The sequence below is a fragment of the Niabella agricola genome (genome assembly GCF_021538615.1).
Classification (GTDB): domain Bacteria; phylum Bacteroidota; class Bacteroidia; order Chitinophagales; family Chitinophagaceae; genus Niabella; species Niabella agricola.
In genome coordinates this window covers 4,301,748-4,326,364 of sequence record NZ_JAJHIZ010000003.1, presented here as the reverse complement: position 1 = coordinate 4,326,364, position 24,617 = coordinate 4,301,748, and the positions used below count along the sequence as shown (strand labels likewise).

The window sequence follows — 24,617 nt, the reverse complement described above, 5'->3', positions numbered from 1 at the left end:
GTGGCGATTCGTCCAAAACTGCCGCTTCCGGTGTGTCGATCAATAGCCGCCTCTTTAAACCTACTCAAATGTGTAGGATTTTATTAAGGCCCCTTTTTTAAAAAAAACGAGCTGCGGCTTTGCAGCTTTCCTTTTCGGCATTTTTGACTATCTTACATGATAAAAAAACCTAACCACAAAGAGCCGGCATGCCCCGTTTTTGCCAGGCTAAAGACTATGCCCATGAGTATAAATGTGCAAGACTTTTTCAGGCCAATCCATTTTGACGATCATCTCGCGGATGAGGATTATGAAAAAGTACTTCCCCTGATCGACTTTGCAAAATCGATCAGCCAGGTAACCTATCAAAGCGTTTACCTGGTAGATTACTACAAAAAGGGGTTTATCTATGTTTCTGATAACCCGATTTTTCTTTGCGGGAACACTCCCCGGCAGGTGCTGGAAGATGGGTTTCTTTATTATCTGAAACATGTACCGCAGGAAGACCTGGAATTGCTTTTAAGAATCAATGAAGCGGGTTTTGCCTTTTTCAGGAATCTTTCGAAAGAAGATCGTCTTAAGTTCTCCATTGCATACGACTTTCATTTAAAACAGCCTACCGGAAACCTGCTGCTGATTAACCATAAATTAAAGCCGCTGCTTTTAGACCGGCATTCCAACCCATGGGTTGCGCTTTGCCTGGTATCTCTTTCTTCTCACACAGAGTCCGGCCATATCCGGTTTAAAAGTAAAGAATTAAAACAGGCCTTTGAGTTCAATCTTGAAACCAATGAATGGGAAGCAATGCCCATCATTCAATTAAGTAAACGGGAACGGGAGATTCTTGTTTATTCTGTTCAGGGATTTACGATGGAGCAGATTGCATCTAAAATCTTTGTAAGCATTGATACCATCAAGTTTCATAAAAAGAACTTATTTGCCAAACTTGGCGTAAAGAACATTACCGAAGCTACTGCAGCAGCCATTGATCAGGCATTGATCTAGCCGCAGCTCTTGAATGTCTCACTTAAACCCTGATGGTATATGACATTGTTCCGGATCACAGGTGTGGGGGATATCTACATTTTCTTCTTGCCAGATTCCGGCTATAATCGCTGTATTCACAAGATTTCGTACCGCCAGCGCGTTTTCGCTTTTTTGCAGGTTGAAATGCATGTAGTTTTATCGTATGAAAAAGCTGTTACTGATCGTTCTCTTATTTGTTGCATGCGGAAGCTACGCGCAATTAAACGGGTCTGGCTATTCAACCTCGTTTGGGCAACCAACGGACACCCCATCGCTGGGCGTGGCCATTCCTTATAATGGCATTTACGATAATTTTGAAAAAAAGATCGCGGGCACCTCTCATTGGGATCCGCCAATTTTTTATTCTAAAATAATATCGCCACTTTTATTGCCGGACCTGTTGTTATCTTGTCCCTGGAAGCCTGTCCCCGGCGCAACCGGCGGTTCTTCGTCTTTGTTATAATCAGCACTGCAGGATACCGGGAATAGAAATTCATCAACACGGCCTTATGCATTACTTTGCAGATGCTACATTTTTACCAATGAAAGGTTCCTGATTACCAGATAACTTCCGGGGTTTCCGTTGCCAACAATATTGCCCAAAAATCCAACTGATACCACTTGCGGCGTGGTTAGTGTAAACTGAACACTTCTTGTTTCATCGATACTGGGTGCGGTGGCCCCTACGGGCACCCCATTGTACAGGGCTACAGACCCCAATGCTGTTGAAAGATCCGGTAATGATGGAATACCGCTACCCCCTGCTGCAACAATGCAATGCACGGTAGAATTGGATTGTACCTCAGAGTAATATTGAAAACTAAGGATATAGGTTCCGGCCGGCAGCGGTGCCGAAGTAGGCTGATAGATCTTTCCTTCAACAACCGGTGTATTCCCCCAGGTTTCCCAACAAATCAGCCCGGAGTAGCCCCAGCGCGAATCGGAAGTATAACCACCATTGACACCGCCCTTATTTTTTGCAGCGGCGTTGGTAATCCAGGGCGCAGCGAGTGTACCCCATCTGCCGTCGAATGTATTGCGCGCAAACCCGGGACCCGTGTTCGACAAATACAAACGCGTTACATCTGCTATAACATTATGAGGCTGCATCGCTGTTGCAAACGTATCAATACAGGTTGTATCCGGCCGGAAAACGGTCCGGTAATAAAGCGGCGGCACCAGTTTTACTCCCGGCAACAATGTGGTGGCATCGGTAATAGGAGCCTTCACGGTTTTAATGGCTCCGTTGTCTTCATACTGAACCTCCGCATACTGCGGACCAGTGCTCAGATCGATTACATCCCAGTTAATGGTTGTTCCACCATCGCTATAAGTCAGGGAAGTAACAGGGCGGTCTGATATCCGTTTGCGAAAGCTTTCCCCATAGGAAGTGCCGATGCCAAAAACGTCTACGGATTTATTTCCTTCCGCGTCGTAGGTTAATATTCTGAAGCTTTTAACCCCTTCATTTACAGGGAAGGTTCGTACAAATGTATCAATACCGGCGTACTGTTTGGCATAATCGTATACCACGGAATCAGCACCATTATTCCAGGATATGGCTATCTTACTGAGCTTCGGGTCCGATTTCAGCAGGCCGTAAAGCCTTACCCGGTTCTTGCCTGAATAAATTTTTACCGAATCCATCTTACCCGTATAAAGAAGTTCTCCATCCTTGATGTACTTTTTAAAATCATCCCATTTTGTACAGGAGCAAACCAGGCTGGTTGCAAGTAACAGGAGTAGTATTGATTGAACAGTTCTCATTTTTGTATTTTTTCAGATGAATTATCGATTGTCACCAAATACGCTCAGTTCATTAATGCTTTGAGCTGTACCTCCCGCAAAATTCTCAAGACACCGGATTCTTATATAGCGCACTTTAGGCGCATTGAGATCAATATCCCAGTTAAACCCGGCCGCCGCCGTTTCCTGATCCAGCGAATTGTCGGTTCCATAAGCCAAACCGGAAGGTTTCTCCACTTCATAAGAACCCAGTAAGGTCCAGGTATTATCAAAGGCACCGGTAAGGCTGGGATTGGCGGAGCCCCAGATCTCAAACCGCTTCATTGTGGAAAGGAAATAATACCGCGCGCCTTCCGGATAAGGCCTGATCCAGATGCGGCTTAACTTGGCGGTAACGCCCATATCAAAGCTGATGGTATGGGGTCCTGTTCCCCCGGTTGTCTGAAGCGTAAAGCTGGTGTATGGCCATCCCAGCCGGTTATCCCAGGCATACTCCAACCGGGCGCCATTGGTTACCTGCGGTGCATCGCCCGGCAATACGAAGGCGCGGAATAAATTTTTGGAAAACTCCGCTTCAAACATCGGTTTTACTTTATTGAAGACGGTGTCCGTAGTATTCCCCCAGCGGTCCCTTACAACAATAGGAAACATATGCTCGGTAGTATCCAGCGCCCGTACCTTGGATAAAACGGAATCGATATTCGTGTAAATACTTTTATTGTTATCAATAGCCCATTCATTGAACTCATTTTTTTTCAAAACCAGGATGGAAACATCCGATCTTGTTGCATTTACTGCTGTAAGATTGTATCCGCCAAAAGCATTCACCATTTTAACACTCCGCAACACCTGCCATATGGGAGCTTCTAACGGCGTTACCGTTACGGATACCGGATCGGACTTTATGCCCGCCCTGCTAACGGTATAAAGCGCTACCGGATAGTCTTTGGTATCTGCAAATCCTGCAACAGTAAGCGTATTTGAATAGTAGGCTGACTTTACTTCCGCCTGCTGTCCGTTCGTCATTGTATATTTCGCTGCCACATACAGCACGTTGGGATCCTTTGGAAGCGTATAAGATATTTCCGCTTTCCCGTTGAGATTCTTTACCCGTACATCTGACAAAGGCTGTGGCACGGCGGTGCTTTCACCAACGGGTTGCCGCCAACCCAGGTCTTGTTTACAGGAGAACAGGCTTACCACCGCTGCACTCCAGAAAAATATGTTGAATACTGTTTTCATCCGTTTGTTTTTTGTTTTTTTTGATCCGGAAAAGTGTTTGTCACATTCACCAATCACCGATGCCGGAACGTTTGATCCGCTACTGTTTAAAGACCGGCATTGTTACCACCCGGGGTTTTCCACCAACTGAGGGTTCCGGCGGGTATCGTAATTTCCAATAGGCCAGAAATAATCACGGGGCGTGATAAACCGTTGATCAAACACAAAACGCTCCTGGTAAAATGAGGCCGTTGTTTTGCCAAATATATTCCATCCCGTAATTGCCTGATTGAGCACTTCCGCTGCCAACTTCCAACGCTTCAGATCCCACAGGCGTTCGCCTTCAAAAAGCATTTCAATAGACCGCTCTCTTTGGATGATCTGTCTTAGTCCATCTTTTGTTGTATACTTCGACGGATTACTGGAATACTTGGTCCAGGACTCTACCACGCCTTTTAAACCCGCCCGTTGTCTTACTTTATCCAGGTATTGAATCGCCGTTGGCGACCCACCCTCGGTTTCGTTCAATGCCTCTGCATAAAGCAGGTACAGGTCGGCCAGGCGTATCATAGGCCACGGATATCCCAGCCAGGTAGGATTGGTTTGGCCCCGGGTCGTACTTTTCCAGTTTGCGAGCTTTTTTAAAAAATAGCCGGTTTCACTATAATTCTGAAAATGTCCATAGCCGGCATTTTCCACATTCTTCGCCTTTAAGTAGTAGGTATTCTCATCACTGCCGCTGGGGCTGTCCTGCATATAAAAGATACCGCCATCAAAACCGATATCCGCATAAAAGCGGGGCTCCCTGTCAAAGTGCAACCGGGCGGTTACAAAATTCGGTTCAATATAATATTTATCGGCGGCGGTGGCAGTTCTTAATTCGGTGTAGTTGGTAAAATTGAATACCTTGTCTTCCTCAATAGGCACCCCGTTGCTGGTATAGAACAGCTTTACAATTTTCATGGGTGGCGCCCAAAGCCCTCTTAAGCTAAAACGGTCGAAATTTGTTCCTCTTTCCAGCGGAGGCACGCACATAAATTCATTATTAAAATAGCTGTTGGAATTACCCCAGATAATTTCAGGATTCCACCAGGTGGTAACCGCGTTGCGAATATTCATCTGTATTTTCATCGTATCGCTCAGGCTGTACACATCATTTTTATAGGTATACAAAGCATGACCGTTGGTTTCTGCTAGTTCAATAGCCGCTTTGCATGCCTCCCGCGCCCGCACCCATTTCTGGGGGTCGTAGGTTGCATTAAACAAATGGGTGCCCTCTCTATCGGTAAACGAAGCAAAATCCGGGTTGCCATTAAACAGAGGACTGGCCGCCATTACCAAGAGCTTGGCTTTTACCGCCAATGCAATGGTTTGAGTAATCCTGCCCAGCTCGTTGTTTTCATCGGTGATCTTCATGGGAAGTTTCTGGTAAGCACTATCGAGCAACGCGGCGATATAATCCACACAGGCGTCCACCGGTTGTCTTTTCGTGAAGATATTCTCTGCATCCACATCAATGCTTTTATCCATGATAGGTATGGGCCCGTACATCCGCAGCATATAATAATGATAGTAGGCTTTCAGGAATTCCGCTTCTCCGATCCACCGTTCCCGCTCGAAGGGATCGATATCCCTTACCTTGCTGAGATCCCTGACATTCTCCAAAAAAATATTGCACTGGTTAATCCCCCGCCAGATTTTCAACGGAACAGCCCTTGTGTCGCCCGAACCACCTTTGCGCTCGCCGGCCCATTCATCAAAATAAGGCGTACTTTTATTCTGCTGCCCTTGTGCAATGCGGAAGGCGGCATGCCAGGTAGACTGATCGTTTTGCGGGTACCAGATCTCGTCCGCTGTTGTCAGTGCAGCATTAAACCATCCGTCTCCATTTTTTGGCAGGTAGGCATAACAGGTAAACAAGTACTTCTCTGCCTCCTTTCGTAACTTGAAAGCGCTTTCTACGGTTGCTACATTGTCCGGAACAATATCCAGGAATTTCTTGCAGGAGTTTCCCAATACCAACACCAGTATTAAAAACATACCGGCGACTGCGATACGGGCTTTTCTATGTGATTGCATTATTTTCATAATTGGCATTTTTGTAATAATTATTGTTCATTTCGCCAGGATTAAAAGGTTACCTGCACACCTAAACTGTATACCGACTGAATGGGATACCCCAGGCCGTTGCCTCCCATTTCCACGTCCCACATTTTGAAATTGCTCCAGAGTGCCAGGTTGGTTGCCGCAAAATAAATACGGGCGCTGTTCAGTTTGACCCGTTTCAGTTTATTGAATGTATAACCGGCATCGATGCTTTTTAACCTCAGGAAGTTTCCTTTGCGCATCCACCAGGTGGAGCTCTTGTTGTTCGATTCTACATTCCAGGTGCTTAACCTCGGCCAGAAGGCATACAGATCCGGGTTATCTTCCGACCAATGGCTTTCTGAAATGGCGCTCAGCAACCCATTTTCAAAACCTCCGTTCCGGAAGAAGGGTTGTATATTCTGGGGATCGATAAAGAACGACGACCGGGCAGCTCCCTGGAAATAAAAACTAAAATCGATATTCTTATACCGGAGAGAAGACCCAAAGCCATAGATAATTTCAGGAACGGTGGGGTTACCGATGGGCACCATATCATCATCATTGATCACCCCGTCGCCGTTTACATCCCGGTACTTGATATCTCCCGCAAGCAACCCGGCATCGCCGTATTGCAGCGGTGCATTGGCCACTTCGTTGTTATCCACGAACAGGCGCTCTGCAATAAGTCCCCACCGCTGCGAAAGCGACTGCCCAACCAGGGACTTATAAGCCATCGTTTGATCATATTGCAGTTCATCCACAACCGTTCTTTTTCCGGTCGCATAAGTGAATGTGCCTCTTGTATTGATGTTAAAATCACTGGTAAGATTCTTATTGAACGAAAGCGAAATATCCATACCCTGGCTTTCCGCTTTCCCATAGTTGGATATCGGTGTTGCCATAAAACCTGCTGCATTTTCTACATAGGTACGGGGCATCAGGATATTGGTACGATACTGTTTGAATACATCTACCGTAAGCTCCAGTGCGTGGAACATACTCAGATCCATTCCCAGGTTTATTTGCTTGGACCGTTCCCAGCTTATTTTGTTATTGGCATAACGATAGACGGCCACACCAGGCCTGGAATAAACACCTCCTCCTTCATTCCGCCCGAAGCTGGCACCAAAGACGGGGTCGTTTAAATTGAGATTCGAAAGATAGAAAAAACGATCATTTTTATTTCCGATCTGATCATTACCTACCAACCCATAAGTAAACCGGAACTTGAGCGCATTAACAGTTTCCAGCAATGGCTTAAAAAACTTTTCGCTGGAGACGCGATAAGCCACTCCTGCGGATGGGAAAAATCCCCACCGGCTGTTCGCCGCAAACCGTTCGGAAGCGTTGTAACCAAAATTAAACTCTGCCATATACCGGTCGTCATAACCATAGGTGAACCTGCCGGAGATACCGGTATTCCTTTGGGGTAATGAAGCCGTAACATCGCCCCCATTGCCGGTTTCGTAGCTAGACACATAGCTGATAAGCATCCCGCCCACATCGTGTTTCGCAAAGCGCTGACTGTAATCAAAAGCGCCCTGTGCCCAGATCATTGAATTGACATTCTTTCCGGCTTCTGCATACCCGAGGGTTTCTGAGCCCACCGTACCAACGGATCCTGTAGTTCCATCATTCAAAACTTTTAACCGGTAAGTCTGATCCTGAGGGTTCACTATGGGCTCATAGTAGAAGGGATTATAGCTCCGGTTCACAAAAAAATCAGAAGTGCGCCGTACATAGGCCATCCCCCTGAAAGCCAGCCCCGGGGTGATGAATTTCAGATTCTGTTTTAATTCCAACTGAGGCATCAGGTTCGATGTTTTGGCAACCGAGTAGCCCTTTACCATTTCCGCGTAAGGATTTACATATAGCGTATTGGTAAGATTGCCATCCGATGAATAGGTTCTGGAAGAGCCGAATAACGGATGTTCGATATACGGCAGCATACTTGCCGGATAAACCGCGGGGAACATAACCGGGTTACTCCATATAGCATTTTTATAGGTTGCGGCACCACCGCCAATTGGACCTTTATAGTCATCAAACTGCCCGTACAACCGCACGATCAATTCGGTTGTGGCAGTCAGATTCAGATTGATATTCGAACGCAGCGAATAGCTCTGTAGCTTGATATTATTGTTAAAATCATTTACCGGATCTACTTTCAGATTACCGTTATTGATCTGGTACCAGCCGGCCACATAATAACGTGCTTTGGGTGTACCGCCAGAAAGGCCCAGGTTATAGCTTTGATTGATCGTATGTTTTTTTATGAGCATGTCGATCCAGTTGTTATTGGGATACAGGTAGGGATCGTCTCCATCGATGGTGTGATTAATTTTGTTAACCGAATAGGGTTCCCTTGCATTGGGAGATCGTGTTAACGTAGCCTCATTAGCCAGCCTCATATAGGTAATATTATCGGCAAAATTGAAGTTCCGGGTATTCGTGGAAAGCCGCGTTTCAGAACGCAGATCAAACTTTGTGGCTCCTGACTTGCCGGACTTTGTATTAATCAATACCACCCCATTTGCACCCCGCGCCCCATAAACCGCAGAAGCCGCCGCATCCTTTAATACAGAAAAGTCTGATATATCGTCCGGTTGTATCCGGGCCATATCAGTGGGGGTTGATTCCACACCGTCAATCAATATCAGCGGGTCCTGTTTGCCGGTACCAAAAGTTGAAAGCCCCCTGATAAAAAACTGTGAGTTATCCGTACCCAGGCCGGGTTCCCCACTCGTTTGAAATGAGATCATACCGGCCACGCGACCGGCCAACGCATTGGTAATATTGCCGGTTGGCACCCGCAGCTCTTCTACGTTTACCGAAGTAACGGAGCTCACCATACTCTTCCTGCGCTGGGTACCAAAGCCCACCACCACCACTTCGTCCATCGCCGCATTCTCGCGCGTCAAAACAGCCCTCAGTTGCACAACACCTCCGGCATCCGGCTGATAGTCTGCCATATGCAGCTGGATGATCTTAAATCCCACGGATGAAAATTCCAGTATTTCTTTACCCGGAACCGATAATTGAAAATGGCCGGAGCTATCGGCATTTACCTGCTGCCCTGTTCCGATGGCCCGGATGGTTGCATTGGCCAGCCCAATGCCCAGGCTATCGGCAACCGTTCCTTTTACCACAACTTTTGTTTGGGCAAATAAAACTGCAGCCGGAAAGATTGCAAGCAGTGTGAGGACCACTTTCAGTCCTGTTTTAAGGAATTGATTTCTCATAATCTATGGCAATTACTATTTATGATTTAACAACATATCCAATCAACCGTCGGGATAAGCTTTTATCGTACATCAATTCAATTAATTGTAATTTTGACAATTATTTGAATTGTAAAAAGCCAAGTGCTTCCAGTAAAACTGAAAAAACATATCCTACTTTTTAAAAACACTTCCCCGCTCCCCTATACACAAAGGAAGCCACTCAACTGATTACACCATATGTATACTTCAAGAGGCGGAAACAACCTCGGTACTCTTTCCAGCGGTTTATTTGCTAATTTGGTTTAATTAAGCAATCATCCAGTTTATTGAATATCTCTTTATAACTTTTCAGCAAGAACAATACTTTTTTGCAAACGTTTGCACAAAAATAAAAAATAAATCATTAATTGTCAAATTAACATTTATTTTTTAAAAAAATATTTTCCTGAAAGAAACATACTGTTATTCAACCCGTTGACAATACGATAAGCCGCCGCAACCATTTAAATCAGGCTATAAAAGCCTGGGGCCAAATACCGGTGCCTGAAATACGGCCTAAAGCACCGCAAAAAAGCTGATCACAAAACATGCTGCTTCCCATTCCTTCAATTTGGTGCCCTATAGGCATTTTCCAAACGATACGCATTGATCCGGGTTGCCAGTAATACTCCAACAAAAAGCACCTGTTGATTACATTCTTTGGTTTAAAAGAGATCTTATAATACAATAACAGCTTCTTTCAGATGCGGAGCACTAAATACTAACCTGACCGTACCTCTTCCGTTTCTTCTTATATACGCCATCAGGCGGCCACGGAAGGTTCTCTGTTTATTATCCGTATAGTCGCCCATATCGCTGTTATTACCCGCTTCCAGTCCCAGTAAGGTTGCACCTCCAGTTATGCTGCAGGAGATCTCCGTATCTGAATGCATGACCGGCCGCCCGTTTTTATCTGTTATTTGCACGGCCACCTGGGCAACCTGCGCTTTATTGTTATTGGATAAAGGAATCACTTCAATTGCATAAGGATCGTCCGATGTTTTTATACTGCTAACCGATATGACATTACCTGCTGCATCTATCCCTTCCGCCTTTAATTCGCCTGGCTGGTATGGCACGTCCCAGTAAATGATGCCGGTTTTATTATCATAGTCTTTTATAGCTCCTAGTTGTCGGTTGTTCAGCATCAGCTGAACTTTAGCAGCATTGGTATAGCATACCACCCGGATGGTTTGCCCATCTTTATAATTCCATTCGGGCCAGGCATCCATCGAAAGCGTTTCTTCTTTTTTACCCACTGTGCTGGATAAAACATCTTCGGAGCGGTTGCCTCCGCGCACAGGATACGTGCCTAAATATATCGCCGGTTTCCCGCTCCAAAGCGATTGCCGGAAATACCCCCTAGGCTTGATGAAGCCTGCAAAGTCCAGTAAGCCGGAATAAAAACCGCGGGATGACCATTTGCCGGATTCTCCCAGATAGTCAATCCCTGTCCACAGGATACTTACAGCTACAATTAAGTTCTTTAATACCTCTGAAAACTTTTGTGTGCAAATAAAAAAGACCCGCATTGCGAGTCTTTTATAACTGATTGATAATCAAGTGCCCAGAACAGGAATCGAACCTGCACTCCCTTGCGGAAACCAGATTTTGAGTCTAGCGCGTCTACCAATTCCGCCATCTGGGCAATTACTTCAACAATGTCAAAAATACATTCGCACGACGATTCAGGCGAATGGGGTGCAATATTACAACCTTTCAGTGGAAAACACTACATTTCCGACAACATATTTTTTACCGCTGCCTCCTGTTATTTGCAGCAGCTTTTTTTCGGGAGCAGGCTATTGCGGAGTATGGATAATATTTTATTCAGTATTTTCATTATCTGATCCAATAAAGTTACAATTAAATTGCTGTATTGTTTAACCGGAAAACGGAACGGCCATGGAACAGATAAAAATAGGGTTGATACGGGAGGGTAAAATTCCTGCAGACAGCCGGGTGGCGCTCACCCCGGCCCAATGCAAGTGGCTGCAGGCGCACCGCCCCAACCTTTTGTTTGTAGTGCAGCCGGCGCCCCTGCGTTGTTACAAAGATGAAGAGTATGAACGGGCTGGAGTCCGTATCAGCGAAGACCTGGCCGATTGCGACATTCTGCTGGGCATCAAAGAGGTTCCGGTAAATGACCTGATCCCCGGCAAAACCTATCTTTTTTTTTCGCATACAAAAAAGAAACAGCCCCACAACCAAAAACTGCTGCAGGCCATACTCAACAAAAAGATTACGCTGATCGATTATGAATGCCTGGAACACGAAGACGGCAAACGGATCATTGGCTTTGGTTTTTTTGCAGGCATCGTAGGCGCACATAACGGGCTAATGGCCTATGGTAACCGGACGGGGCTTTTCAGCCTGGAGCGGGTATACAAACAAAAAAACTTCAAAGAACTGATCCACACCTACTTTGGTCTGCGGCTTCCCAATCTGAAGATAGCAATCACCGGCAGCGGCCGGGTTGCTCACGGCTTGCTGGAAATCATGAATCTTATGGGCGTGCATGAGGTTGAGCCGGATGAATACCTTGAACGACGCTTTAACTATCCTGTATATACGCAGTTAAAAGGTTACGATCTTTATGAGCAACCGATAAACAAAACCTATAACCGCCAGGATTTTCATGAGCACCCTCAAAAATATATCAGCCGGTTTGCGCCCTATACCCGACAAACCGATATTTTACTAAATGGAGTGTACTGGTACGACGGTGTACCCCGCTTATTTGAAGCGGCGGATATCAAAAAAAAAGACTTTATTATTGAAACCATCGCCGATGTTTCGGACGACGAAAACGGCTCTGTTCCGATCAATAAAAGAACACAGACCATCGACGACCCTGTTTACGGCATCGACCGGGAAACCGGCGCCATCACAGCACCCTATTTGAAAAGTTCGATCGATATCATGGCGGTAGGCAACCTGCCCAATGAATTACCCCGCGACGCCAGCCGCTATTTTGGCGAACAGCTGATTAAATTTGTACTCGATGACCTGCTGCACAAAGGAAGCGAAATATTAAGAAGGGCAACGATTGCACAGAACGGCATGTTGACGGCTCATTATGCCTACCTGCAGGATTATGCTGAAGGCACCAATGCTACCGGAGAGACCTTCTACCAGTAATCCCTGATGGCACGGATCATATAGTCCTCTTCTATTGATTTGAAATAACGCTCGGCAATAAGCAGACCATTATCTTCATCCCGCCAGGTCAGCTCCAACACTTCCTCCAGCGCCTCAACATCATCTTCCTGGTCGCCGCGGTAGTACCCGTAAAGTTCAACCGATAAGTAACCGTTCCGTTCCCGGAGTTCAAACTTATATTTACCATACAGGCCCTCCAGTTCACAATGCGCTTTTGCCCGTTCGCAAATTGCCCGCACTTGCTGAATATCCTTGTCTGCAAGCGATCCGTTCCTGGGAATCAGCCGGATTTCAAAACCGATATCAGTAGCCATATTGTTTCCTTATTTACTTTCATTTTCATAGCAAAATAACCATAACTGAAATTAAAAAAACAAACGGGAGCCCATTGCAGCATTTCCTTTAATGTAGGTCGAGACACAGAACGATACCCGTTATCGCAGAGGCTTTAACCACCCTGAGGTTTGCATCCAGTATATGCAGCTCCCGAACCATTGCCCGAAAGCCGGCAGGTTATTTAAAAAACCGTGGTCGCCGAACGCATAAATATGCATTTCCGCGGCAACCTTATTGCGTTTCAATTCGTTAAAAAAATCGATACTGTTTGCCAGCGGCACCACTTTATCATCCGCCGCATGCGCCAGAAAAGCGGGGGGCGTATCCGGACGTACATTGCTTTCGGGAGAAAAAAAGCGGATCTGGTCTTCTGAAACCCGTGGCCCCAGCAGATTTGCGCGGGAGCCAAGATGACCTGTACGATCCGAAAAGCTGATCACGGGATTGATCAATATCATAAAATCCGGACGCAGGCTAATGCCGGCAGGATGCCGTATCACTGCCGTGTCGAAATGCGTACCGGCCATAGCAGCCACATGTCCTCCCGCCGAAAAGCCCATGATCCCCACAGCGCCGGGATCAATCCCCCAGGCTGCCGCATGTTTCCGTACCTGTAAAACCGCCTGCTGCGCATCCTGTAAAGGCACGATCGATTTATTCACCAAATGGGCATCATCCGGCAGGCGGTATTTCAGTACAACAGCTGCAACACCCCGCTGGTTAAAAGCTGCGGCCACCTTCCGGCCTTCCCGTTCGATCAGTAACGTATGATATCCCCCACCCGGACAAATAATAACTACCGGGGCCCGGGGTGGCAAATGGGCCGGTCTGAAAACAGTGAGCGTAGGCGCCGATACCTTACTGATTAAACTATCTACAACCGGGTCAAAGCGATGGACTTCTTTTACATTTGTTGATTTTGCATTGGGAATGGTGCCTTCATACAACGGAATTTCCTGGGCACTACATGGCACCAGCGAATACAAAAAAAACAGGGCACCAACGATTCCTTTCATTATGTAGTTGCAATGCCTGCTACCGCCGGTTCTGGCAAGAAGCCGTTTCAGCCGAATTATTTTCATACCGCCGTCTCTCATATCGCCACAATTTAGGAAACATCTTCCAATGCGGCATCCTGCTCTGTACCGGATACCGGTTGTTATCCGGATGTCGCATCAGCATCTATTCACGCTTACCGTCAACCGCTTCATCAGCTCAGGTGACGGTAAGCGCTCATGTTACACGCCTTTTGTTGCACCGCCATCAATATCCTTCGTTTTGCCGGAAGACGGCATCGGTATTTGAGTTGATGATCGCCTGCGGGATCGGGTATACCCATTGATGCGGCTGTATGTTGGGCCGGGTTTCTTTAGGAAGATCCGGGAAGTCCCATCCATATTTGAGTACACGCTGCACCAGTACCGGGTTCTCCTTTGAAGAAAGCCGGCTCAGCGTAACCAGGCGATACTCTTCCCCAAACAATTCCCGCGCCCGCTCATCCAGAATATAATCCATGTTTACACTGGCGGTGGTAATAAGCGGGGCATTCGCCCTTGTCCGTACTTCATTGATATCATCTTTGGCCTGCGACAGCTGATCATTTTTCATATACGCTTCGGCCCTTAATAAATAGGTTTCCGGTAGCCGCATCACGTAAATATCCGCATCATAAAATTCAGGATTTCCGTTAATGTGTTTATCCGTCGAAAACTTCCAGATCCGTGGATAGATACTGCGTATGGTGTCATTAGGAATGATCTTATTCCAGTCTCCTTTGCTTTTTATTTCGTCAAATACTTCCCTCCAGGGCCGGCCACCAGCCTGTTTAATATTCCGCTCGATATTGGCTTCCGAATTCCGGATGTCATTTCCGGCACCTTCCCAGACGGTATAGAGGAAATAATTGGTGGGCCGATTCTGCGCCGTTCCTACACCGCGTTCATCACTTCCCGCCTGGCTCGACTTGCCGTTCGGAAATTTTACCGCCCCATCTCCAAAGAAGTAATACGACTTTCCATTGGCATCCTTCAACTGCCGGTCTACAAAATAGGATGTGGACTGAAAAGCAAATTCCAGCAACAGTTTATTGGTGGTGGCAGAGCCCGGCATCCCCCCTGTTCCACCAATCGCATTGTTGTAATCATACTGAACCGTCCAGATCGACTCTTTGTTACCATCCTGGTAATTGAAGTTGCCTGCACGGAACAGATCCCAGTACACATCTTTGCCCGCTTCACCTGCTCTCTTTCCAAACCGGTTCTTCATCAGCTGGTAATCCCCATCGGCACCGCCGATCACATTGGTTGCGGCGTTGATGGCTTCTGCATAATAGCGCTTATCCTTTGTGTGATCTCCCAGGCTGATGCAGATCTCGGCCAGCAGGTGATCAGCCGCCGCACGTACGATCCGTCCGGGACGGGTGGTGGTTTTGGGCAGCGTGGCTGCAGCTATGACCAGATCCTCCCGGCATTGTTTCCACACCTCCACCCTGGGCGCCCTGGTGTAATCCAGTTTGGGTGTCTTCTCCACCCTGGTGATCACGGGCCAGTCGCCAAACATGCCCACCAGGCAGCGATGCCCCCAGGCCCGGAAAAACAATGCCTCGCCCATTAATTCTTTTTGCTGTTGCTCGCTTACAAACTTTACCGCGGGATTGTTGCAGGCTTCAATGATTGTGTTTGCATAGGTGATGATCTGGCTCATGCCGGTAGCCCAGTAGGCGTTATAGCCCGGTTCCGAAGGTGTCATCAGCTTCCAGTTGCTGGTGGTAAACTCAGTATTGGTGCTAAAGAATTCATCCAAACCAAGCCCGGTCATCATATAATTGTGATACTGGTAAGATGAAATGTTCAGATACTGCATGCGGTTATGCAGGTAGTTAATGGCGAGATCGATTTGCGCCGGCGTTTTGTAGGCCGTCTGTGTGGTTAGCTGGAACACGGGCTCATCGAGGAAGGCATCATTCCGGCAGCCGGTTACGGCTAAAAACAGGCAAACAGGTACCATCTTTCTGATGCTATTTAAACTAAACTTCATAACAATCATTTTTGAGATTTAAAAAGAAAATATCAGCCCGAAGGAATAGGTACGCAGCACCGGAAAACTGCCATAGAAGATGCTCCCGGGGTTCGCGGCAATCGTGCCTCCGTCTTCAGGATCCAATCCCGTCCATTTGGTCAGCGTGAACAGGTTGTTGGCACTGGCATACAACTTCAGGTTCTGATACCGGATCTTTGCGTCCGGCCGGCCATCCAATGTGTAGGAAAGTGTCAGGTCTTTTAATTTCATAAACGACCGCGTATTCCAGAACCAGTAATTTAAACTGTTTACCCAATCCACTCTCGGATATATATTGGTAGGATGATCCGGTGTCCAGGGATCAACCCGCTTGAGCTGCGCTCCGTTGGCAATGGCCATCGAAGCCATCGTACCATAACGATCCTTCCCCAGATAATGTGCATCATCACCCGCTACCCATTTAAGACTGAAATAAAGAGAAAGTTTTTTATAAGAGAAGGTATTATTAAAATTCAGGATAAACAGGGGATCACGGGTTCCCTGGTAATGATAATCGTCTGTATTGATCTTGCCATCATTATTATAATCGAGGAATTTTACATCTCCGGGTTTTGCTTTATACCGGTTGATGTACTCCAGGTCATCCTTTTGCACGATGCCGATCATCTTATAATCCCAAACACTATGGATGGATTTGCCTACAATATAGGCATCACCCGCCGGTGCCCCAGAAATATCGTTCTTGGGACGCCCCTGTTCATCATAAGTACCATACAGTTCCACGATCTTGTTCCGGTTCCGCGAAAACACGATCCCGCTTTCCCAACCCAGTCCTTTGGTACCTGATGCATCCACCGGCACCGTATTCAATACCAGTTCGATACCCTGGTTGTCTACCCGTCCTACATTGGTGCGTACGGTTAAAAAGCCATTCATATACGGCAGGCTCCGCGTCAGCAGCTGGTCCTTTGTCTGCGACCGGTATACATCAATGTTGCCGGATATTCTTCCTTTAAGCAGGGTAACATCTACCCCTAAGTTTTGAGTAGTAGTGGTAGACCAGCTCAGTTTTGCATTGCTCATCCGGTTCGGATACAGGGCTAACCCCGAATTGTCTCCAAAAACGGTATAATCCAGTCCTACGGTAGACAGGGTTTCATAAGGAGCAATGCTTTGATTGCCGGTGGCACCCCAGGAAGCTCTTAACTTCAGGTATTCGATCCAGGTATTTTTCTGAAAAAAGTCCATTTCCGACAGGGCCCATCCCACCGAGATACCGGGAAAATTGCCATATTTATTTCCGGGAGCGAATCCTGAAAATCCATCGCGACGGAACGTTGCCGTGAGGTAATATTTGCTATCGTAGTTATAGTTGGCCCGTACCATCATCGCCAGGTTCTGATAACGCGATTCTGTTTTGTTTATCTTCTGGGTAATGGCCATATTGATGCCATTCCACTTCAGCGGATTGGGCATGCGATACCCGTTGCCCTCGGTGCTCAATGCATTATAACGCATGGCATCCCGGGTATACCCAGCCATAACGTCTAGGCTATGTTTATTAAAGGTATTGGTATAGGTCAGGATCTGGTCGATGAGCCAGGTGCGGGTATTGGCGGTACGTGCCGTGGAATAGGCCATGGACCAGAAATTTTCCACATTATCCATATTGGCGGTATTGCGCGTATCTACAAAGAGCCGGGGGCCTACATCCAGGTTATATACCGAATGCGTCTGCGTACCATTCACTGTTAGCTTATATTTCAGTCCCTTGATCCAGGGTGCCTGTATCACCAGCCATCCGGCCCCGTCGATGTTCTGCGATTTGTTTTCATCTGATCCGTATGCCGGCCCTACCTGCCGTTCAAAGCCCACGAAAGGATTGCGGGCACTGGATCCTGAGGGGTTTGAAGGAATCCACTGTTCATAACCCGGCGTGAATGTTTGATTAGCGCTCAGGGGCGACATCCAGGTAGCCAGCTGCATACTCGGCGTTAAACCGGAATTATCGGCACTGTAATAGTTGGCTTTTGCGCCAAATGTAATATACCGGTTGATCTTTGTTTCGATCTTTCCTAAAAATGTGGCTTTCTTATAATGATCATTATAGATTACGCCTTTCTGATCCAGTATCCCGGCCGATAAATAATAGTTTACATTTTGTGCATTTCCCGAAACACCCAGGTTGTGATTATGCACGGGCGCGTATTGCGTAATTTCATTCAGCCAGTTGGTTTTAATGCCCTTATTATACGCGTCCAGCTCCTGCGGTGTTAAGATCAGCGACGCATTAAACTCTGTATTGGCAGGGACTCTTCCGGCATTCACAAAATAATCCCAGCGGTTCTTCAGCAACTGATCAATGTTCATTTGCATCGCCGGTTTGCGCGACCAGTTCTGGAACGCGTACGATGAATTAAGGGTAAGTACCGGTTTGGGAGACCTTCCCTTTTTGGTGGTAATGATAATAACCCCATTGGCCGAACGGGAACCGTAGATCGCGGCAGAGCTGGCGTCCTTTAACACATTAATGGATGCTACATCCTGCATATTGATCTGATTCATGCTCCCGTTAAAGATAATATCATCCACCACAATCAGCGGACGGTTTAAACCGGAACCCGAGGGATCAATGGAATGATCGCCACGGATATTGATGGAAGCCAGCGGATCCTGCCCGGCCTTGGACTGCGGTGGTACCACTAGCCCGGAAACCGTTCCCGACAAGGCCTGCAGCGCATTGGTATTAGGCAAGGTAGCCAGCGGCGAGTGCTCCAGGTTTACGGTTTGCACCGCGCCGGTCAGGTCTTTTTTCCGGGCAGATCCATAACCGATCACCACCACTTCTGTAAGTGCATCTTTTTTTTGCGCAAGTACAACGGCGTATTCCTGTTGAGCACTGATCCGCACTTCCTGGTTGTGGTACCCCATAGCGCTGATGAGCAGCACGCCATTGCCGGGTACATCTATGGCAAACCGGCCCAGGCTGTCAGTAGCCTGTCCACCGGATGTGCCCTTTACGATAACCGATGCCCTGGTTACCGGTTGGCCGGTATCATCCGTTACAACACCGGTTACCGGTTTTAAACGCTGCTGAGCGAGTGCTTGAAAACTGATGAAAAGTAAGGACAAAAAAAGGGCTGCCCTTACGGGATATGCATTCAATGACATAAAAACCGTTTTATAAAATGGAAAAATAAAAGCAATCAGGAGCGGACGCCTTTAAGCTCCTGCATAGATCAGCGCAGCAAGTCCGAGTATAAACAAAATAAACATTCCCAGGTTGAGCCGGTCTGCAGCAGGCGGTGCCTGTTTAAATTCTTTCCAGATCAGGATACCCCAAAGTGCGGATACCAGGGTGGCACCCTGGCCCAAACCGTAGGAAATGGCCGCGCCGGCCTTGCCTGAGGCAATAAGACTGAAAGACTGGCCTACGCACCAGATCATTCCGCCCAGCACTCCTACCAGGTGCGTTTTAAAGTTTCCTTTAAAATAGCCTGAAATAGACAGTGGTGCTCCCTGCACCGGTTTCTTCATGGCGATGGTATTGAAAAGAAAATTACTGATAAAGATTCCCGCAGCGAAGATTACTACAGCGGTATAAGAGGTCATCTTTCCGGCGGCCGGGTTCTTAAAATCGGAGAGATCCATGGATGCGGCTACAAAACGGTAGAAGAATGCCATGATCAGGCCGGCAACAATGGACAGCACGATGCCCCTTGCCGAAGCTTTTTGTGCACCCACCTGCGCTTTCCGGTACGCCAGCGCGTTACATACAATGGCTACCATAATTAACCCGATTCCCAGCCAGATAAACATGGGATTACCCTTGGCTGCGCCAAAATAGTTCACTACTACGCCAAGCACCAGGGCAATGCCGATCCCGACCGGGAAAGCCACCGACATACCACATAAAGCGATCGCTGCGGACAGCAGGATATTGGCTGCATTAAAAATCACTCCGCCCAGGAAGGCACTCAGCATATTTTTTATATCGGCCTGCGCCAGGTCCTCCAGGAAACCCCGCCCCTCTGTTCCATGACTTCCAAGCGTAAAGGCAGACAACAATGAAAACAGCAGCACTCCAACTACATAATCCCAATAAAAAAATTCATACCGCCAGGTTTTGGCCGCCAGTTTTTGCGTGTTGGCCCAGGAGCCCCAGCAAAACATGGTGATTACGCAAAAGAACACGGCCAGTAAATAATCATCTACAATGTACATAAAGCAATTTTTGATCGTTAGAAGAAACCTGTTATTTCGCGGCCGGAATCCAAACGCTGGCATCCCCACCGGTTTGACTAGCCTCGGCATAAGGCACCAATACCACCGGTTGTGTTTTATTCGATGCGGTCTTCAATCGGGCGATATATGCCTGCCTTCCGATCCACTGCGCGGGAAGCTTTGCAGCAGCGTCAGTAAGCTGTAAAGCCGAAGGCGCCTGAAATGCAGCTTTTCTGATGTCAAAGGAAGGGTTCAGCGACTGATCAACCGACAGCACCTGCGGCCCTCTTTTGATGGCTATAAAATCGGGATAGCTCTGGCCACCCGGTAAAATAGTTACCGGTATTTCAAACGAAACAGCGATCGTATTTTCCCGGCTCCAGTTACGATCGATAGTGATCAGTTCATCCGCCTTACCGGTATAGGTTTTTCCGCCAACGGTAGCTTTAAATTTCGTGGCCCAAACGGGTACCCGCAGCTGTAACGCAAAGCGGGCAGCGGCTTGTAGCTGCACCTGGATGGATGCTTTTCCGTTTGCCGGGAAGCCTGACCGGATCTGGATTGCCAGCGGAATTGTGTTCCCATTGGTCGTTTGAACCTGGTCCTTAATATCTGCAGCTTCATACATCAGCACCGTGGGTTGATTATTAAGTTTTCCATAGTTCAGATAAGGGATCAGAGCGATGCCCCGTGGAACGCTGGACAAACAGCAGGTAATATTGCAACGGTAAGGCTTTACACCAATCAGCGGAGTATAATAACTCACGCAGCCGGTTTCCGGATTTTCAGCACCCAGCAAATGATTGTATACCGCCTTTTCCATTTCATTATAATATTTCAGATCACCGCTGATAGCAAACAATTGCATATTCAGCTGGATCCAGGTGGTGGTTACACAACCTTCGCCCATATGCGCCGCAGTGTCTGCCTGCAGCAGATAATCCGGTATAAAGTGTTCATGATCGCTGGTGGTTCCGGTAACAAAGAGGCGTTTGGAGGTTACATCCGCAACGGCGTATTGAGCAGCTTTCAGGTATTCGTCATCTCCCGTAAGACGGTATAATTTCACAACACCCACCAGGTTCGACATCATTTCATAGGCTTTGGCGTTTGCAACTTTGTCTACCCGCTTTTCTTTCAACAAGGTTTTAATAATGGAAGGGCCGCCCTCATGTTCATACGACTTTATGATATACCGGCAAAAATCGAGATAGCGCCGGTCGCCGGTCCACATATACAGGTCCGCCATCGGGTCAATCACCGAAGTGGCAGCCATACCCACATGCGAACCCGCTTTGATGATGTCTTTTTGACCAGGAGCATCACCGAAATTCTTCAGCAGCAGGTTGCCCACTTTTATGGCGGCATCCAGTGCACGCTGATTACCTGTTACCCGGTAATAGGCCAAAAGCCCGAACAGGTCATACTTGTGCACCCATACATCCCAGGAGGTCCAGTAGCTATCCGGCAGGTAGGTACCCAGATAACCATCCGCCAGCTGGGTTTTGATCAGCTCATTAAAGATGCGATCCATCTGAGTTTTCAGTGCTGCATTCCGGGTAATCATCCAAGTATTGGCAGCCGTTTCCAGGTATTTCCCAACATGTTCCCCGATCCAGCGTTGTTTGCCGGGTCGTGCCTGGAACCCTTCCAGGATGCCCTTTTCGTCGATTTTTAACAGCCGGTTATTGAGATTGTAATCATAACGCATTCCCAGGTAGCCGGTCAGCCGGTCATTTTCCGGCAATTGAACCGCATAGGCAGCCGGTACGGTATAATCGGCTTTATATGCCGGTAAAGAAGCCTGCTGCGCCTGAACCGATGAAAGCACCGTTCCGGTAATGAAGAATGCAGAAAGGAGTTTTTGAATCAGCATGATCGTTACGTTTTAATAGTCTTGAATAATGTATTCTATAAGTTCGGCGAAATGGTTATTCTTTCCCGATAAAATGTGCGATAACTTCGTTATAGTATGGAATGGAAGACTGCGCACCTTCGCGGGTTACAGAAATGGCGGCGGCCCGGCAGGCAAAGCGTGTGGCCTCCGGCAATTCCATGCCATTAGACAGCCCTACCACCAATGCCCCGTTAAACACATCACCGGCAGCGGTGGTATCTACTGCCTGAACTGTTTCTGTGGGAACCAGCGTCATCTTTCCGTCTTCGCAAACCAGGGCACCCTGCGCGCCCAATGTTATTATAACAATTGATGCGCCCATTTCCTGTATAGCCTTCGCTGCTTGTTTGGCCGTGTCCAGGTTTTTGACCTTTATCCCCGTAAGCAATCCGGCTTCGGTTTCGTTGGGTGTGATGATATGCGTATATTCCAGTAACTGCGGAGGAATGGCCTGTACAGGCGCAGGATTGATGACTACTTTTATACTCCTGGATACGGCATACCGGGCTACATGAAGGATGGTTTCCATGGGTATTTCAAATTGCATCAACACCATCTTACATTTTTCCAGTTCCAGTAACACTTCTCCCGTAAAATCTTCCGGAAGCAGCGCATTGTTAGCGCCCTGACTTACCACAATACTATTCTCTCCTTTTTGATCTACGGTGATCAACGCCACGCCGGAAGGCAGGATATCATCCGACAACATAAAACGGGTGTCAATACCTTCCTCGTGAAACAACTGCGAAGATTGCCGGCCAAAGACATCATTTCCGACCTTGGAAATAAACAAGGTTGCCCCACCCAACCGGGCTACGGTTACCGCCTGGTTCGCACCTTTGCCTCCAGGGTTCATAAAAAAATTGTGCGCCAGGATCGTTTCGCCGGGTACGGGAATGCGTTCCGCATTTACTACCATATCCATATTGGTACTGCCAACCACAGCTATTTTGGGAATATTGGAATGTTGTTTTTTCTGCATGGGATACAATCGTATTCAGCTTCGAAAATAATACGGCGCCCCTGCATTTTTAAAACCTTGTTTTTATAAAACAAATATTTACAATCAGGAAAAAATAAAAAAACAGATCTTAATATACTGATTTTTATTAATTTACAAAATTAAAAATATAGAACAAGCATATTTATGACAGATATATTGGTGCGATTAATCCGGTCTCTTTCACCTGCAGAAAAACGGCAGTTTAAATTGAGAGCTAAAAAACAGCAGCAAGAAAAGGCATATGTGATTCTTTTTGACCTGATTGACCAATCGGATAAAACAGACTGGAAGCATATAAAGCAGCAGTTCCAAAAACGCTACCCTGCTTCATCTGCAGAAAGTGCAGCAAGCTATCTTTTTCAATCCGTGACGGAGGTACTGGTCCAGAATAAAATAAAGACGGATGACGGATTTAAACTTATGTATGGAATAATGAAAGCGGATCTGTTCCGGCAACGGAACCTGTTAGATCAGTCATTTACCGAAATCAGGTCATTACTACCGATAGCCGAAAAGACCCAAAGGCTGGCGTTGCGGTATCTCTTAAAAAGAGCGCAGCTAAACTATTTCTCTGAAAACAATTTCGAAGGCATCAACGAGAAAACGCTTATTGCAGAACAACAAAATGCCCGTGACCTGTTAAAGGACCTGAGGAATGAACAGGAACATTATTCGCTCTATGAAATATTGAAACACCGGCTGGGCAACCAGTTGCAAAAAGGAGCAACTGGAAAAAAAAGGGCGCTGGATGACCTGGTCCTGAGCGAGCTGGCCATCGTAAACAATAAAACCAAACACCATCTGGAATCCCGTAAACTACATCTGCTCTTCCAGTCATTCTACTTTACACGTATCGGAGACTACCAGTCTGCGTTGAAAACATTCTATGTACTGAACACGCTTTTTGAAAAGAACGCGCAGTTGCGGCCCAATCCGCCGATCGATTATTACAGCACGCTGGACGGTATACTCGACAGTTTGAAAATGATCTGCCACTACGACGAAATGCCCTATTTTATCGAAAAACTACATCAGCTGGACCAGGATCATTACCCCGATTACTTCCGGTTCCTTGTAAAAAAAACGGTACTACTGTATGAGCTCAGTCAGTACGCTTATAGCGAACAATGGGAAAACGCTGTCGATCTGATCCGCATCACTCCGGTTTCCTGTTTCAGAGACTTTGCACTGGTTCATGAACAGAAACAAGCCGTGTTAATCTTTTATGCCTCACGGGCTTTTTTTCACACACGCCATCTCAAAAAGGCTGTGAAATTTTTAAACGAGGTACTTTTAAAGAAAACACTGGACTATACACTGCCTTATTACCGGGTCTGCAGGCTTTTTAATATTGTGCTACATTACGAAATGAACGATCTTGAATACCTGGAGTACGAGATCCGATCATACAAACGTTTTTTTAAGGGGAAAAACGCCCTATATCCGCTCGAAAAATACATCTTCAGGGTTGTAAGCCTTTCGCCCTCACGCAATCTCCGGTATAAAAACCAACAGCTTTGGAAACAACTACAGCCGCTCCGGAATACAGCCGGCAAAGGCGCCGACGAAATATTGCTGATGCACTACTTTGACTTTATGGAATGGGCGGCGGAAAAGTTCCGCTAATAAATAACACCGGATGCCTAGGCATGAA

Annotated in this window: 16 protein-coding genes and 1 tRNA gene; 4 read left to right on the top strand and 13 right to left on the bottom strand. The window is 47.0% G+C overall.

Annotation, left to right across the window (positions count from 1 at the left end; genetic code table 11):
• Positions 1-222: 222 nt before the first annotated feature.
• Complete coding sequence (locus LL912_RS23440; RefSeq protein ID WP_235556056.1) at positions 223-984, top strand: helix-turn-helix transcriptional regulator; 762 nt, start codon at positions 223-225, stop codon at positions 982-984.
• A 184-nt stretch (positions 985-1,168) separates the two neighbouring features.
• Positions 1,169-1,468, top strand: coding sequence for a hypothetical protein (locus LL912_RS23435; protein WP_235556055.1), 300 nt, complete (start codon positions 1,169-1,171; stop codon positions 1,466-1,468).
• A gap of 65 nt (positions 1,469-1,533) precedes the next feature.
• Here LL912_RS23435 and LL912_RS23430 read toward each other — a convergent pair whose 3' ends face one another.
• The 6 genes from LL912_RS23430 to LL912_RS23405 form a co-directional block, all read right to left on the bottom strand.
• Positions 1,534-2,772, bottom strand: coding sequence for a DUF4998 domain-containing protein (locus LL912_RS23430; RefSeq protein WP_235556054.1), 1,239 nt, complete (start codon positions 2,770-2,772; stop codon positions 1,534-1,536).
• Positions 2,773-2,793: 21 nt separating this feature from the next.
• A complete protein-coding gene (locus LL912_RS23425; protein ID WP_235556053.1) occupies positions 2,794-3,993 on the bottom strand; it encodes a DUF5000 domain-containing lipoprotein in 1,200 nt (399 codons plus the stop codon).
• Positions 3,994-4,095: 102 nt separating this feature from the next.
• The gene (locus LL912_RS23420) at positions 4,096-6,060 is read right to left on the bottom strand and encodes a RagB/SusD family nutrient uptake outer membrane protein (protein WP_235556052.1); all 1,965 of its coding nucleotides are present in this window, start codon (positions 6,058-6,060) and stop codon (positions 4,096-4,098) included.
• 41 nt (positions 6,061-6,101) lie between these two features.
• Positions 6,102-9,302 (bottom strand): SusC/RagA family TonB-linked outer membrane protein, encoded by a 3,201-nt coding sequence (locus tag LL912_RS23415; RefSeq protein ID WP_235556051.1) that lies wholly within the window; start codon positions 9,300-9,302, stop codon positions 6,102-6,104.
• A 698-nt stretch (positions 9,303-10,000) separates the two neighbouring features.
• Positions 10,001-10,855, bottom strand: a complete 855-nt coding sequence (locus LL912_RS23410) for a DUF4982 domain-containing protein (RefSeq protein WP_235556050.1) — start codon at positions 10,853-10,855, stop codon at positions 10,001-10,003.
• A 32-nt stretch (positions 10,856-10,887) separates the two neighbouring features.
• Positions 10,888-10,971 (bottom strand) — tRNA-Leu (locus LL912_RS23405).
• Positions 10,972-11,228: 257 nt separating this feature from the next.
• On the opposite strand from LL912_RS23405, the gene LL912_RS23400 reads away from it, so the two are divergent.
• Complete coding sequence (locus LL912_RS23400; protein ID WP_235556048.1) at positions 11,229-12,464, top strand: NAD(P)-dependent oxidoreductase; 1,236 nt, start codon at positions 11,229-11,231, stop codon at positions 12,462-12,464.
• Here the strand turns inward: LL912_RS23400 and LL912_RS23395 are convergent.
• From LL912_RS23395 to rbsK, 7 genes are all read right to left on the bottom strand, one after another.
• Positions 12,455-12,799 carry a hypothetical protein gene (locus LL912_RS23395; protein WP_235556047.1) on the bottom strand — a complete coding sequence of 115 codons (345 nt, stop codon included), beginning with the start codon at positions 12,797-12,799 and terminating at the stop codon, positions 12,455-12,457. The two genes, LL912_RS23400 and LL912_RS23395, sit on opposite strands and share 10 nt — an antisense overlap.
• 120 nt (positions 12,800-12,919) lie before the next feature.
• The gene (locus LL912_RS23390; RefSeq protein ID WP_235556046.1) at positions 12,920-13,837 is read right to left on the bottom strand and encodes an alpha/beta hydrolase; all 918 of its coding nucleotides are present in this window, start codon (positions 13,835-13,837) and stop codon (positions 12,920-12,922) included.
• Between the two features lie 247 nt (positions 13,838-14,084).
• Positions 14,085-15,857 (bottom strand): RagB/SusD family nutrient uptake outer membrane protein, encoded by a 1,773-nt coding sequence (locus LL912_RS23385; protein ID WP_235556045.1) that lies wholly within the window; start codon positions 15,855-15,857, stop codon positions 14,085-14,087.
• Positions 15,858-15,875: 18 nt separating this feature from the next.
• Positions 15,876-19,010, bottom strand: a complete 3,135-nt coding sequence (locus LL912_RS23380) for a SusC/RagA family TonB-linked outer membrane protein (protein WP_235556044.1) — start codon at positions 19,008-19,010, stop codon at positions 15,876-15,878.
• 51 nt (positions 19,011-19,061) lie between these two features.
• Positions 19,062-20,063 carry a GRP family sugar transporter gene (locus tag LL912_RS23375; RefSeq protein WP_235556042.1) on the bottom strand — a complete coding sequence of 334 codons (1,002 nt, stop codon included), beginning with the start codon at positions 20,061-20,063 and terminating at the stop codon, positions 19,062-19,064.
• A gap of 31 nt (positions 20,064-20,094) precedes the next feature.
• Entirely contained in the window at positions 20,095-21,939 is a 1,845-nt protein-coding gene (locus tag LL912_RS23370) for a beta-L-arabinofuranosidase domain-containing protein (protein WP_235556041.1), read from the bottom strand.
• 55 nt (positions 21,940-21,994) lie between these two features.
• Entirely contained in the window at positions 21,995-22,942 is a 948-nt protein-coding gene (gene rbsK / locus LL912_RS23365; RefSeq protein WP_235556040.1) for a ribokinase, read from the bottom strand.
• 165 nt (positions 22,943-23,107) lie between these two features.
• Here rbsK and LL912_RS23360 point away from each other — a divergent pair, with 165 nt between their 5' ends.
• Entirely contained in the window at positions 23,108-24,589 is a 1,482-nt protein-coding gene (locus tag LL912_RS23360) for a hypothetical protein (RefSeq protein ID WP_235556038.1), read from the top strand.
• Positions 24,590-24,617 lie beyond the last annotated feature (28 nt).

Excerpts from the sequence above, each read along its gene's own strand:
- LL912_RS23385 (WP_235556045.1), bottom strand. The coding sequence starts at position 15,857 with ATGAAGTTTAGTTTAAATAGCATCAGAAAGATGGTACCTGTTTGCCTG.
- LL912_RS23400 (WP_235556048.1), top strand. The coding sequence starts at position 11,229 with ATGGAACAGATAAAAATAGGGTTGATACGGGAGGGTAAAATTCCTGCA.
- LL912_RS23370 (WP_235556041.1), bottom strand. The coding sequence starts at position 21,939 with ATGCTGATTCAAAAACTCCTTTCTGCATTCTTCATTACCGGAACGGTG.
- LL912_RS23360 (WP_235556038.1), top strand. The coding sequence starts at position 23,108 with ATGACAGATATATTGGTGCGATTAATCCGGTCTCTTTCACCTGCAGAA.
- LL912_RS23425 (WP_235556053.1), bottom strand. The coding sequence starts at position 3,993 with ATGAAAACAGTATTCAACATATTTTTCTGGAGTGCAGCGGTGGTAAGC.
- LL912_RS23430 (WP_235556054.1), bottom strand. The coding sequence starts at position 2,772 with ATGAGAACTGTTCAATCAATACTACTCCTGTTACTTGCAACCAGCCTG.
- LL912_RS23410 (WP_235556050.1), bottom strand. The coding sequence starts at position 10,855 with ATGCGGGTCTTTTTTATTTGCACACAAAAGTTTTCAGAGGTATTAAAG.
- LL912_RS23390 (WP_235556046.1), bottom strand. The coding sequence starts at position 13,837 with ATGAAAGGAATCGTTGGTGCCCTGTTTTTTTTGTATTCGCTGGTGCCA.
- LL912_RS23375 (WP_235556042.1), bottom strand. The coding sequence starts at position 20,063 with ATGTACATTGTAGATGATTATTTACTGGCCGTGTTCTTTTGCGTAATC.
- LL912_RS23435 (WP_235556055.1), top strand. The coding sequence starts at position 1,169 with ATGAAAAAGCTGTTACTGATCGTTCTCTTATTTGTTGCATGCGGAAGC.
- LL912_RS23420 (WP_235556052.1), bottom strand. The coding sequence starts at position 6,060 with ATGAAAATAATGCAATCACATAGAAAAGCCCGTATCGCAGTCGCCGGT.
- LL912_RS23440 (WP_235556056.1), top strand. The coding sequence starts at position 223 with ATGAGTATAAATGTGCAAGACTTTTTCAGGCCAATCCATTTTGACGAT.
- rbsK (WP_235556040.1), bottom strand. The coding sequence starts at position 22,942 with ATGCAGAAAAAACAACATTCCAATATTCCCAAAATAGCTGTGGTTGGC.
- LL912_RS23380 (WP_235556044.1), bottom strand. The coding sequence starts at position 19,010 with ATGTCATTGAATGCATATCCCGTAAGGGCAGCCCTTTTTTTGTCCTTA.
- LL912_RS23395 (WP_235556047.1), bottom strand. The coding sequence starts at position 12,799 with ATGGCTACTGATATCGGTTTTGAAATCCGGCTGATTCCCAGGAACGGA.
- LL912_RS23415 (WP_235556051.1), bottom strand. The coding sequence starts at position 9,302 with ATGAGAAATCAATTCCTTAAAACAGGACTGAAAGTGGTCCTCACACTG.